The sequence below is a fragment of the Yersinia massiliensis CCUG 53443 genome, assembly GCF_000312485.1.
In the GTDB taxonomy this organism is placed as follows: domain Bacteria; phylum Pseudomonadota; class Gammaproteobacteria; order Enterobacterales; family Enterobacteriaceae; genus Yersinia; species Yersinia massiliensis.
On record NZ_HE997643.1, the window covers coordinates 1,593,011 to 1,605,185 of the forward strand.

Here is a 12,175-nt window from a genome sequence, read left to right on the forward strand (position 1 = left end):
TGCCATGCAACGCATCATGTTAATTGGCCCTAGCCAGTGCGGTAAAACGTCGCTGATCCAGCGTTTACGCGGCGAGACGCTCAATTACCAGAAAACTCAGTCCATTATCTGGCAAGACAATGCCATTGATACGCCGGGCGAATATCTGGAAAACCGCTGTTTGTACAGTGCGTTACTGGCGAGCGCTTGTGAAGCCGATGTGGTGGGTTTGGTGCAAAACGCCGATGCCACGCAGAGCTGGTTTGCCCCGATGTTGGCACAAGTTTTCAACAAACCGGTGATTGGCATCATCAGCAAGGCGGACACCGTGAGCCACCCCGACCAACTGAATTGGGCGGCAGAGGGGCTACAGCAAGCAGGCGCACAAAATATCTTTATCACCTCGGCGCAAACCGGCGAGGGGTTAACTGACCTTATGACTTATTTGAATCATTCTGGAGAGTCGCATGTCCGGTAAGATTATGGCGATAAACGCCGGCAGTTCTTCGTTGAAGTTTCAGTTGTTTTCCATGTTCAATGCGCAAACCGGTCAAGCGGATGAGCAGGTGTTATGCCAAGGATTAATTGAGCGTATCGGGATGGATGATGCGGTGTTTAACCTGCGTGCCGGTGATGTGAAATGGCGGGAAACGCTACCCATTGCCGATTGCCGCCAAGGCGCAGAACATTTGCTGCACGCACTTATCGAGCACAATATTATCGATTCGCTAGCGGAAATCACCGGTGTCGGTCACCGCGTGGCCCATGGCGGCGAAGCCTTTGCCGATTCTGAGCTCATCACCCCTGATGTGCTAGCTCAAATTGAACAGTTGGGGGTGCTGGCTCCGTTACACAATCCGGTTAACGCCTTGGGGATCCGCGTGTTCCAACAGGCCTTGCCCCATGCCAGCGCTGTGGCGGTGTTTGATACCGCATTTCACCAAACCCTGAGCCAGACCTCGTATCTGTATGCTTTGCCGTGGCGTTACTATGAAGAGCTGGGCATTCGCCGTTACGGTTTCCACGGCACCAGCCATAAATATGTCAGTGGCGTCTGCGCCGAGCGCATGGGGCGACCACTCGAATCGCTACGCATTGTTTCTTGTCACTTGGGCAATGGCTCCAGCCTGTGCGCGATCGGCAACGGGCGCTCCGTCAATACCTCCATGGGCTTTACCCCACAGGCTGGGATCATGATGGGCACCCGCAGCGGCGATATCGATCCGTCCATCTTGCCGTTTATTCAGCAAACGGAAGGCAAGAGTGCCACCGAAATCAATCAACTGATCAATAACCAGTCAGGCTTGCTGGGGGTTTCCGGCATTTCGCATGATTACCGTGATGTGGAACAGGCGGCCAACAACGGCGACACTCGCGCGCAAGTGGCGCTTGAACTGTTTGCTGAACGTATTCGCGCCGTCATTGGCAGCTATATCGTGCAACTGGGTGGCATTGATGCACTGATTTTCACCGGCGGTATTGGCGAAAATGCCCGCCATGCGCGCCAACAGATTTGCCGCGATCTGGCGTTTCTCGGTATCGAGTTGGACGAAGAGAAAAATCAGAAGAACCAATTCTTTATCCAAAAAGAAACGGGGCCGGTACAAATTGCCATCGTTAACACCAATGAAGAATTGATGATTGCCCGTGATGTCATGCGCGTGGCACAAACCCTGCCGGTACAACCGGCCCTCGCCATACAGTGAGAAGCAAGATGAAAAGTGGAAAAGTTTGGCTGGTGGGCGCGGGGCCGGGGGATGCGGCGCTGATTACGGTAAAAGGATTGCATGCCATTCGTCAGGCAGAAGCACTGGTCTATGACCGGTTAGTCTGCGCTGAACTGCTGGCTGAAGCCCCTGACGGCTGCGAAATGATCAATGTGGGCAAGAACCCCAATCACCATTTGGTGCCGCAACCTGAAATCAATCAGATCTTGGTAGATTGCGCCCTGCGTGGCCTGAATGTGGTGCGGCTCAAAGGCGGCGATCCTTACGTGTTCGGGCGCGGCGGAGAAGAAGCTGAAGCACTGGCGTTGGCAGAAATCCCGTTCGAAGTGGTGCCGGGGATCAGCTCCGCCATTGGTGGATTAGCCTATGCAGGGATACCGGTGACGCACCGTGATTATGCCTCCGGTTTCCATGTCATCACCGGCCATCTACGCCAAGGTAACGAACCGCAAGACTGGGCCACGTTAGCGAAGCTGGAAGGCACGCTGGTTATCCTGATGGGAATGACGCAATTGGCGACGATTTGCCAGCAGTTGATTGCCGCCGGTAAAGCGCCAACCACACCGGCTGCCGTGGTGATGTACGCCAGCCACCAACAGCAACAAGTCGCCAGTGGCACACTGACCACTTTAGCCGATCAAGCCACAGCGCAGGGCTTGTCGGCTCCCGCACTGATTGTGATTGGTGATGTGGTCCGATTGCGTGAAATCTTAGCATTCACACCAGAAGCGTTATCACTCAGCTCAATTCCCTCGTTGATCTACCCTCTGTCGTTGGCGTTGTAGTTCGCAGCGATGGGTATGATATTCTGCGCACATGAGTTAACGAGGGGATAACGCAGCAATGAGTGAGCATGGCGGTAATGTGCTGGAAATGGCATTGAAAATCGGGACAGATGCAGAGAATATCATTGATTTCAGTGCCAACATTAATCCTTTGGGGATGCCTGAATCCCTGAAAACAGCCATTGTGGCGCAGCTTAACCGCGCGGAACGCTACCCCGATGTTGAATATCGCCAACTCCATAGCGCGTTAGCCCGTGTCCATCATTGCCAGCCAGAAAACATCATGGCGGGCAATGGTGCCACCGAACTGATTTACGCGATAGTTCACCACTTGCAACCGCGCACCGCACTGTTGCTCACGCCGGGTTTTGCTGAATATCGCCGCGCCCTGCAACGGGTCGGCTGCCAGATCAGTGATTATGCGATGAGTGAAGCCGATGGCTTCCAGCCTGATGAGTGCTTGCTGGATGTTCTGGCTCAATCGCGCCCTGATTGCTTGTTCTTGGCAACACCGAATAACCCCACAGGGCTGATGCCGGATACCACGCTGCTGCAAGCTATTGTGCAGTGCTGCCATCAATACCAAATTGCGTTGATTGTCGATGAAGCTTTTATCGATTTTCTGCCTGAGGCAACAGGGCTAACCCCGCAATTAGCGGCGTTCCCGCGTTTATACGTGCTGCGCTCACTGACCAAATTTTTCGCCATCCCTGGGTTGCGCCTCGGTTATCTGCTCAGCGGTGACCGTGCCGCTATCGCGCAGATGAAACAGCTTCGCGAACCTTGGACCATCAATGCCTTTGCAGCGCTGGCCGGTGAAATCATTCTCGATGATCATGCGTATATTCAAGCCACACATCAGTGGTTAGCGCAGCAACAGCGCTGGTTATACCAACAACTGTGCTCTCTGCCTGCTTTGCGGGTCTGGCAAGGGGCGGCCAACTATATTTTCTTGCGCTGCCTGAAACCAGAAATCGATCTGCAACAGGCGTTATTACAGCATCATATTTTGATTCGCCATTGTGCCAACTACCCCGCATTAACCCGTGACCATTATCGTGTGGCGGTTAAGAGTGCTGCCGATAATCAGCGGCTGATCACCGCGTTACAGCAGGTTCTCGGCCATGGCTGAAGCCCGTTGCCCCGCGTCCTGTGGCGAGTTAATCCAAGGCTGGATTCTGGGTGGCGAGAAGCTAATTTCCTGCCCCGTCAATTGGTTTAGTACCGTGTCGGTGAGCGAGGGTGTGCCTAGCGGGCATGAGCGGCCACGGATGCGACAAATGCTGGCGGCAGTCTTGGCTTACTTCGATCACCCTGCTGAGATGGCGCGCGGCTTGAATATCTGTTTTGATTCCACCATTCCGGTGGCAAAAGGGCTAGCCAGTAGCACCGCCGATATCGCCGCCACCGCAATGGCCACCGCCCGTCATTTGGGGAAAACGCTGGATGAGGCAGCCCTCGCGGCCCTGTGTGTGAGCTTGGAGCCAACCGACAGCACGCTATTTCAGCAATTAACGCTGTTTGACCACCAAACTGCCGCGACGCAAATATCCTATGATTGGCAGCCTGCTGTGGATATCTTGCTGCTGGAAAGCCCGCAGATCCTGAATACTGAAGATTACCACCGCCGAGATCGCCAACCGGCTTTACTGGCAAGCGCCGCGTCATTGGCGCAGGCATGGCAACTCTTTACCCAAGCAGCCGAACGGCGCGATTGTTCACTACTGGGCCAAGCCACCACGCTAAGTGCACAAGCCAGCCAGCGTTTACTGGTGAAACCCGATTTTGCCGCGCTGATGGCGTTAGTCGAAGCATTGGATTTATACGGGCTGAATGTTGCTCACAGCGGCAGTGTCGTCGGTTTATTGCTAGACAGGCAACGCCATGACGTCGAAAAGCTATACTGGCAGTTACAGCGACACCACATCACCGAAAACTACCCGCACCAACACCTGTTAACCATGGTACCAGGGGGAGTACGTTAATCTCCGTTATCGCTGGTGAGCACAAAAAGTTAGCAGACTAATTAAGAAACATCCGAACCAAATTGTCCATGTTTCTAGCATTGTTATTCCCCTTCCACCCACCATTTTGATGCAACGCACTTTGAATTTCGCCTCAAAATGTTGACCTCAATCACAAACAGGGAAAGCAGCCATTTAATCCATATAAATAGCATTCAGTGATATGGGGAAAATAGCTGCCGAAGGATTAGAGTCAAGCAACAGGAAATGTAGTGCAGATGTAAAATCTGAGCCCTGTTAAATCTTCATTTTTTTAAAAACATAAATAAAACACATGTATCCAGCATCATAATATTGCACCAATACCGAACAACGATAACCGCAACCTACATAGCTCCGGGAGCCTTATTAGATGAAAAAACTGAGTGTAAAAACCCTACTGGCAGCCAGTCTGTTTAGCATGATGGTATGCTCGGGCAGCGCGCTGGCACAAGAAATCGAAGTGGTTAACATTTCGAAAATTGCTGGTATGCCGTGGTTTAACCGCATGGGTGAAGGTGTAGAACGTGCCGGTAAAGATCTGGGTATCAAAGCCTATCAGGTCGGCCCATCCAGTACCGATGCCCCGCAACAAGTTAAAATTATCGAAGATTTAATCGCCAAGAAAGTGAGTGCCATTAGTATCGTGCCTAACGATGCCGATGTACTGGAGCCTGTCTTTAAGAAAGCCCGTGACGCCGGTATCGTGGTATTAACCAATGAATCCCCAGGACAGCCAAGTGCTAACTGGGATATCGAAATCATTGATAACGCAAAATTCGCCGCCGATAACGTGGAAGAAATGGCGAAAGCCATGGGCGGTAAAGGCGGTTATGTGATTTATGTCGGCAGCCTGACCGTGCCACAACATAACTTATGGGCCGATCTGTTTGTGAAATACCAGAAAGAACATTATCCGGATATGTTCGAAGTGACTAGCCGTATGCCTGTTGCTGAGAGCATTGACGATTCACGCCGTACCACACTGGATTTGATGAAAGCCCACAGTGACCTGAAAGGGATTGTTGCTTTTGGTTCACAAGGCCCAATCGGTGCTGGCCGTGCGGTGAAAGAAAAACGCGCGAAAGATAAAGTGCATGTCTTTGGTATGATGATCCCTTCTCAAGCCGCTTCGCTGGTGAAAAGTGGTGATATCGCGATGGGCGTGACTTATGACCCAGGTTCTGCCGGTTATGCGCTGACTGCGGTAGCCGATAAAGTGCTGAAAGGCGAGAAAATCGAAACCGGTATGGATGTCCCAGGGGTAGGTAAAGCGGAAGTTGATCAAGATAAACGTTTGATCCAGTTCCATAATGTGTTGCGTGTCACCAAAGATAACGTGGATTCTCTGTATTGATTCACTGAAAAATCGCAGAGCCGGAGCGGTTATTCGGCTCTGCTACTCATGACATTTGGTGTTAGAGGATTTATGCAGCCATTCATTACCTTGGAAAATATCAGTAAAACCTTTTATGGCGTCAAGGCGCTCAATAAGGTGGCGATGACCCTGCTACCGGGTGAGGTTCATTGTCTCGCGGGGCAGAACGGTTGTGGCAAATCGACGCTGATCAAGATTATCTCCGGCGTCTACCAACCCGATGCTGATGCCGCCATGACCATTGATGGCAAAACCTACTCTACCCTGACCCCTATTGAATCTGTCCGGTTGGGGATTCAGGTTATCTACCAAGATTTGTCACTGTTCCCAAATTTAACCGTGGCTGAGAATATCGCCATGAACCATTATCACCATCATCTGTGGGTGGATAAACGCCAAATGCGTGCCACCGCAGAACGGGTAATGAATAGTATTAACGCTCACTTAGATCTGGACGATTTAGTCGAAGATTTGCCGATTGCTCAGAAACAGTTGGTCGCCATTTGCCGTGCATTGGCACAAGATGCCCGCCTGATTGTCATGGATGAGCCAACGGCATCCCTGACCCGCCAAGAAGTGAATGGCTTACTGCGCGTGGTACATGAGCTGAAATCGCGCAACATCTGCGTCGTTTTTGTTAGCCACCGACTCAGTGAAGTACTGGAAATATCAGACCGGATCACGGTGTTGAAGGACGGTGATTGGGTCGGGACTTATCCTGCCGCCGAAGTGGATGACCAGCGTTTGGCTTGGCTGATGACCGGCATGAAGTTTGATTTCAAAGTGCTGCCGCCGTTTGTCGCCACTCGCCCACCGGTGCTCGCCGTAGAAGAGCTTTCTCGCAGCAATGAATATCACAATATCTCTCTGACCTTACATCCCGGTGAAATTGTTTCGCTTGTGGGGTTACTCGGCGCAGGGCGTACCGAACTGTGCCTCAGCTTATTCGGTTTAACCACGCCTGAGTCGGGCACCATTCGTGTCAATGATAAGCCGATGTACTTCGCCAGTAACCGTGATGCGATTGCCGCCGGTATTGGTTATGTTTCGGAAGACAGGATGAGCACGGGGCTGATTATGGCGCAATCGATTCGCGATAATATCAGCGCCACCGTATTGCATCGGCTTAAGAATGCCTTTCATCTGATGCGCACAGAGCGGGTGGATACGTTGGTAGAAGACATGGTGAAACACCTGTCGATTAAAATCGGTAACAGCGATTTGCCCGTTAATACCTTATCCGGCGGTAATGCGCAGCGAATTGCCATTGCAAAATGGTTAGCGACGGACCCGCAAATATTGATCCTCGATTCGCCAACGGTCGGGGTCGACATTGCTAACAAAGCCGGCATCTACAACATCATCAATGCATTAGCCGCGCGAGGCATTGCCGTCTTGATGGTCTGTGATGAGATAGACGAAGCGTACTTTAACAGTCACCGTATTTTAGTGATGCGGGCTGGGACACTGGTGCAAGAATTCTTGCCAAGCAACAGCAGCGAAGCCGCCATTGCGGAGGTAGTAAATGGCTAATCCCCATGCGGTCAATAAATCGGTGCCTAATAAATCCAATCACGGTCACACCGGCTTATTTAATAAAGAAAATCTGAAGCGCCATGAAGTGATGCTGGCCTTCACTATTTTGATTATTTCGACGTATCTTTCATTCACCAGCCCCGATTTTCTGACGCTCGCTAATATTTACGATCTGATCAATAACTACGCCATGCTGACAATATTGGCGTGTGGATTGTTTATCGTGCTGATTTCTGGCGGTATTGATATTTCATTCCCTGCCATGACCATTATTTCGCAGTATGTCATGGTGACGCTGATTGTGAAATTTGGGGGTAATTTCCCGGTCGCTTTCGCGCTTGCAGGGGGAATAGGCTTGTTGTTGGGGTTGATTAACGCGTTATTGGTTAATCGCCTACGCGTCCCGTCGATCATTATCACCATTTCTACGTTGAATATTTTCTACGGCTTACTGTTGTATCTTAGCCGCGGTGTCTGGCTGTATACCTACCCAGAATGGTTCGAACATGGGCCAATGCTGTTCTCCTTTACCGCCGCCGACGGCTATGACTACGGCCTTTCGTTGCCGATTCTGACACTGCTCGCCACCATTATCGTCACGGCATTGTTGATGACGCGTACCAGTATTGGCCGCCAAATCTATGCATTAGGAGGCAATCAGGAAGCGGCATCCCGTATGGGGTTTAGCATTCTGAAACTGCAACTTTTTGTCTATGGATACATGGGCTTTTTATCGGGCATTGCGGGCGTCGTGCAGTCCTATACCGTGTTAACCGTCGCACCTGACTCTTTACTGGGTTACGAGCTGACAGTGTTAGCCGCGGTGGTGCTCGGTGGCACCAGTATTGTCGGTGGTCGCGGTACGCTGACCGGCACATTGCTAGGGGTGATTTTGCTGGCGATATTGCAAAACGGTTTGAATTTACTCGGTATTTCGTCGTACTGGCATACCGTGGTTATCGGTCTGGTGATTGTCATCAGTATCAGTGTGACCGCTTGGGGCCAACGTCATAAGGTAGGGATATAATCATGTCGAAAACAACGCAACGTGATCATACCGAACGCTGGTTAATTGCTCTGCTGGTGTTGGTCAGTGTGGTGTTCAGTTTGCTGATCCCACAGGTATTTTGGTCTGCGGCCAACTTCCAGTCTATCGCTTCACAAATCCCTGTCGCGGGGGTACTCACGTTCGCGATGGCCATTACGATGCTGACCGGCGGGATTAACTTATCGATTATTGCGACCGCCAATGCCAGTGCATTGGTGATGGCGTGGGTTTGTACGCATCTGGACCCGACGTTCAGTTCGATGATGCTGATGCTGTTAGCCGGTGCCTCGGTCGCGTTAGTGGTCGGGCTGATTAATGGGGTGCTTATCTCGGTGGTGCGCGTCTCCCCGATTTTGGCGACCTTGGGCATTATGACGCTACTAAAAGGCGTGAACGTGCTGATTTCCAAAGGTTCCGCTATCTCTAACTTCCCGAACTATGTGTTGGCATTGGATCGCAGCCATTTTCTCGGTGTGCCATTACCGCTGTATCTGTTCATTGCGGTGGCATTGGTTATCTGGGTGATTTTGGCTAAGACGCCGCTGGGCCGCCAAATTTATCTGTCTGGCTCCAATGAAAAAGCGACCTTTTTCTCTGGCATTAATACCCGCCGCACGCTGATTTGGGTCTACATCATTTCATCACTTCTCTGCGCAGTGGCGGCGTTGTTGATGATGTCAAAACTGAACTCAGCTAAAGCATCCTACGGCGAATCGCTGTTGTTGATCACCATTTTGGCGACGGTACTGGGTGGCGTGAATCCCGATGGCGGTTTCGGCAAGATTGTCGGCATTGCGCTAGCGCTGTTCTTGCTTCAAATGCTGGAAAGCGGGCTGAACATTATGGGTGTGAGTAGCTACATCACGATGGCACTGTGGGGTTCGTTGCTGCTGGCGTTTATCTTTATTAAAGGAGTCAATCTTCCCGCGTTTCGGTTCTTACGCTAAACGCGTATTGCGGCCCAAAGAAAAGGCTGGCAGTGATTGCCAGCCTTTTCTTATAGACGAAATCCCTACAACGGAAAAAGCAGGCAGATCGTAAAGACGCCGTAAAATCATCCCTGATGGCTCGAGCCGCGCCATCCTTGGCGCGGACGCTTTACTCTTCCACCTACCCTCACCGCTTCAGATCGAGTCAAAAAGTTGTTAGCGGTCTGAAGCTGGCCCTAATTACTTAACTTCGCCCATCGCTTTCAGTTTTTTCGACAGTTCGCGACGTTCTTTGGATAGATCTGCGTTTTTGATGGTGTATTCATCAACACGATCTTCGTAAGCAGTACGCATATCAGCGATGATGGCCTGAATTTCCTCGATGCTCATCCCCGGTTTGATGTAATCACTCAGGTTATCGAGCAGCAGCACGCGTTTTTGGTTATCACGGATTTTCTTTTCGTTATCAACGATTTCACGCTGCAACTTGTTTTTGCGACGAAACATACGCACAAACTCCAAAACGTCCTGGAAAGTTGGCTTAATTGCATTATCCATTTTTACACCTTCACTTAAGTTTTACACAAATTCAATTGCTGGTGACCAGGCTATCTGAACCATACCGCTTTGCTATGCCTGATGACAAGATTCATTGGCTTGGCTTATCTTACCTGCTTTACCCGCCAGACAGAAATATCATCTGCCTGATTCGCCACGAATGATCATCTGCGCAAGGTCATATTAATCAGATCGTCTAATTCCTCAAGCTGTTTGGTCAGTTCCAGACTTAACCAAACATAGCCGTAAATCGGCGTTTCGACCTGTTGTTCCTGTGTGACAGCGAACATCAGTGATTTTAATTCGCTGGCAATATCACCCAACTCTTGCGTGACTTCCCGTTCACGCGCAGGCGACCCATCGCGCAGGCTGTCACTCAACGTATTGAGAGTGCGGATGGTCATTAGCTGTGTATTACGCAGACCTTTGGCATTGAGCATGATGAAATGGCTTTCACGTGAAGACCAATACGCATCCACCAGCAATTCCAACGTGCAGATCAGATTGCGGCTTAATGTCTGGATGGCCTCAAATACGTCTTTGTTGATATGGGATTCTTTGCTGGCGGGCGCGATAAAGGTGCGCATCTTCACCGAATGGCTCAACGCTGTTTTTAATTTAGGCTCTAAGCGTGGACGTTCAATAACATTGGGTGACAGATAGGCGGCGTAAATTTGGCTGATGGCGCGCAGGTTATCGCTCATTTGCATTCGCCAGTGGGTAAAAGCACGCTGCGGATAAACGCTGGTAAAAATCAGCGCCAGTAAGGAGCCGAAAATCACATCGCCGCTGCGCCACAGTGCCGTGTTCATATCCCCCGGTGCAGAGCCACAGACCACGGCCAGCGTAATGCGCAGAGCGTGAGTAATGCGGTAATGGGTATAAATCAGGTTATCCAGTGGCGAGATCTTTTTATTCAGGCGCACAATGTACCTACATACAGTAAGATACCAAAGGCTAAGTCTAGCTGAGATATCACTGGCTGGCACTGGATTTACCGTTATCAGAAGTGACGAATGAACCATCCATCATGAGCCTGCGGGGTAAAGAATACCCCCCACCCTAGGCGATCAGGTGGGGAATTTGGCTTACTTAAAATCAACAGCCATTTGCTGCTGAATGGTCATGCCGACACTGGACTCCACACAGCAGGCAATATAATCAGTGAAACGCGGTGATTGAGGCATCCCCAAACTTAATAACCGTTCATTGCTAAAACGCACATTGAGCATGGCAAAAGCACCATATAAGCGCATGGCTTTTAGCATGAGCCGCTCATTGCAGGGGCCGAAGATTCCTTTTAGTTGATTTCGCATCTGCACCAATACGCCATATTCTACCTGCCGATAATCCTTGCCCACAGGGTTTTGACTGGTGGCTAATGACATCGCCTGATCTATTTCGGCAAAACTGACGCTCTGTTTTTCACCCGCTGAAATATGATAAATATTTTCGGGCAAGTCGGGATGCAGTAAAATACACAATAAAGCATCGGCGCAGTAATCAGCAGGAATAACATCAATATAGTCATCCAACGAACACATAAATTTACGCAGCATTAATGCCATACGGAATACCCAGAAAATACTGCTGGATGGCTGGCATCCCAAACGAGTATGTCCTACCACAATAGAGGGTCGCGCAAATACCAACGGCATATTTGGGCATTGTTCCGCTAATTGGCGCTCAATAGCCGATTTCGATTTAGTGTATTCTACGAAGTGCGCATCATCTTCGGCTAATAATGTCTGTTCGCTCACGACTGTATCAGCATCAGGGGTGCAAGACATGGCCGTCCCAACGTGGATAAACCGCTGTAACCCCGCCACCTCAGACATTCTTTTCCCAAAGGCTAATGTCCCTTCGACATTCACTTTCCAAATTAAAGGGTTATTCCCGAATGACGCGACAGCGGCGCAATTAATAACATGAGTGACATCATTAAGACGCGGATCATCAAGAAAACCTTCTGGCTCCGCCAAGTCACCTAATAAAATATGACGCGTCATTATTTTATTTAGCCGCCCTTCCGGCAAATAAAACTTTGCCAAATTTTCGCGAATACGGGTTAGCCCCTGCTCAGGTGTATTGGCCCGAACTAATAATAAATAATTAAAATCTGAATTTTCCAACAATAATTTTTCAAGCACCGCTCCGCCCAAAAAACCTGTGGCGCCGGTTAACAAAAGTGTTTTCACTATGCGTCCTACCATAATATTTAGTAGGATAATT

At 50.2% G+C, this 12,175-nt stretch carries 12 protein-coding genes; 9 read left to right on the forward strand and 3 right to left on the reverse strand.

Going from position 1 to position 12,175, the window contains the following annotated elements; translation table 11 throughout:
* Nucleotides 1-4 precede the first annotated feature (4 nt).
* From BN68_RS07230 to BN68_RS07270, 9 genes are all read left to right on the forward strand, one after another.
* Nucleotides 5-457, forward strand: coding sequence for a EutP/PduV family microcompartment system protein (locus BN68_RS07230; protein ID WP_019210495.1), 453 nt, complete (start codon nucleotides 5-7; stop codon nucleotides 455-457).
* Nucleotides 447-1,685, forward strand: coding sequence for an acetate/propionate family kinase (locus tag BN68_RS07235; RefSeq protein ID WP_019210496.1), 1,239 nt, complete (start codon nucleotides 447-449; stop codon nucleotides 1,683-1,685). Before BN68_RS07230 ends, BN68_RS07235 begins: the two co-directional genes overlap by 11 nt.
* An 8-nt stretch (nucleotides 1,686-1,693) precedes the next feature.
* Nucleotides 1,694-2,491, forward strand: a complete 798-nt coding sequence (gene cobA, locus BN68_RS07240; RefSeq protein WP_019210497.1) for a uroporphyrinogen-III C-methyltransferase — start codon at nucleotides 1,694-1,696, stop codon at nucleotides 2,489-2,491.
* A 58-nt stretch (nucleotides 2,492-2,549) separates the two neighbouring features.
* A complete protein-coding gene (gene cobD, locus BN68_RS07245) occupies nucleotides 2,550-3,623 on the forward strand; it encodes a threonine-phosphate decarboxylase CobD (protein ID WP_019210498.1) in 1,074 nt (357 codons plus the stop codon).
* The gene (locus tag BN68_RS07250; protein ID WP_019210499.1) at nucleotides 3,616-4,476 is read left to right on the forward strand and encodes a GHMP family kinase ATP-binding protein; all 861 of its coding nucleotides are present in this window, start codon (nucleotides 3,616-3,618) and stop codon (nucleotides 4,474-4,476) included. The genes cobD and BN68_RS07250 overlap by 8 nt, the downstream gene beginning before the upstream one ends.
* 439 nt (nucleotides 4,477-4,915) lie before the next feature.
* Entirely contained in the window at nucleotides 4,916-5,851 is a 936-nt protein-coding gene (locus BN68_RS07255; protein ID WP_226720212.1) for an autoinducer 2 ABC transporter substrate-binding protein, read from the forward strand.
* 72 nt (nucleotides 5,852-5,923) lie between these two features.
* A complete protein-coding gene (locus BN68_RS07260; RefSeq protein ID WP_019210501.1) occupies nucleotides 5,924-7,405 on the forward strand; it encodes a sugar ABC transporter ATP-binding protein in 1,482 nt (493 codons plus the stop codon).
* A 91-nt stretch (nucleotides 7,406-7,496) separates the two neighbouring features.
* Nucleotides 7,497-8,435 (forward strand): ABC transporter permease, encoded by a 939-nt coding sequence (locus BN68_RS07265; RefSeq protein WP_042806553.1) that lies wholly within the window; start codon nucleotides 7,497-7,499, stop codon nucleotides 8,433-8,435.
* Between the two features lie 2 nt (nucleotides 8,436-8,437).
* Nucleotides 8,438-9,403 (forward strand): ABC transporter permease, encoded by a 966-nt coding sequence (locus BN68_RS07270; RefSeq protein WP_019210503.1) that lies wholly within the window; start codon nucleotides 8,438-8,440, stop codon nucleotides 9,401-9,403.
* A gap of 222 nt (nucleotides 9,404-9,625) precedes the next feature.
* On the opposite strand, the gene tmaR is transcribed toward BN68_RS07270, so the two are convergent.
* The 3 genes from tmaR to BN68_RS07285 all read right to left on the reverse strand — a co-directional run bounded on the left by tmaR (nucleotide 9,626) and on the right by BN68_RS07285 (nucleotide 12,141).
* Nucleotides 9,626-9,943 (reverse strand): PTS system regulator TmaR, encoded by a 318-nt coding sequence (gene tmaR, locus BN68_RS07275; protein ID WP_004711143.1) that lies wholly within the window; start codon nucleotides 9,941-9,943, stop codon nucleotides 9,626-9,628.
* Nucleotides 9,944-10,107: 164 nt separating this feature from the next.
* On the reverse strand, nucleotides 10,108-10,869 hold the full coding sequence (locus BN68_RS07280; RefSeq protein ID WP_019210504.1) for an FUSC family protein: 762 nt from the start codon (nucleotides 10,867-10,869) through the stop codon (nucleotides 10,108-10,110).
* Nucleotides 10,870-11,031: 162 nt separating this feature from the next.
* Nucleotides 11,032-12,141: an SDR family oxidoreductase gene (locus BN68_RS07285; protein WP_019210505.1), complete on the reverse strand. Its 1,110-nt coding sequence runs from the start codon at nucleotides 12,139-12,141 to the stop codon at nucleotides 11,032-11,034.
* Between the last annotated feature and the right edge of the window lie 34 nt (nucleotides 12,142-12,175).

Excerpts from the sequence above, each read along its gene's own strand:
- BN68_RS07255 (WP_226720212.1), top strand. The coding sequence starts at position 4,916 with ATGATGGTATGCTCGGGCAGCGCGCTGGCACAAGAAATCGAAGTGGTT.
- BN68_RS07270 (WP_019210503.1), top strand. The coding sequence starts at position 8,438 with ATGTCGAAAACAACGCAACGTGATCATACCGAACGCTGGTTAATTGCT.
- BN68_RS07265 (WP_042806553.1), top strand. The coding sequence starts at position 7,497 with ATGCTGGCCTTCACTATTTTGATTATTTCGACGTATCTTTCATTCACC.
- BN68_RS07235 (WP_019210496.1), top strand. The coding sequence starts at position 447 with ATGTCCGGTAAGATTATGGCGATAAACGCCGGCAGTTCTTCGTTGAAG.
- BN68_RS07250 (WP_019210499.1), top strand. The coding sequence starts at position 3,616 with ATGGCTGAAGCCCGTTGCCCCGCGTCCTGTGGCGAGTTAATCCAAGGC.
- BN68_RS07260 (WP_019210501.1), top strand. The coding sequence starts at position 5,924 with ATGCAGCCATTCATTACCTTGGAAAATATCAGTAAAACCTTTTATGGC.
- cobA (WP_019210497.1), top strand. The coding sequence starts at position 1,694 with ATGAAAAGTGGAAAAGTTTGGCTGGTGGGCGCGGGGCCGGGGGATGCG.
- BN68_RS07230 (WP_019210495.1), top strand. The coding sequence starts at position 5 with ATGCAACGCATCATGTTAATTGGCCCTAGCCAGTGCGGTAAAACGTCG.
- cobD (WP_019210498.1), top strand. The coding sequence starts at position 2,550 with ATGAGTGAGCATGGCGGTAATGTGCTGGAAATGGCATTGAAAATCGGG.
- tmaR (WP_004711143.1), bottom strand. The coding sequence starts at position 9,943 with ATGGATAATGCAATTAAGCCAACTTTCCAGGACGTTTTGGAGTTTGTG.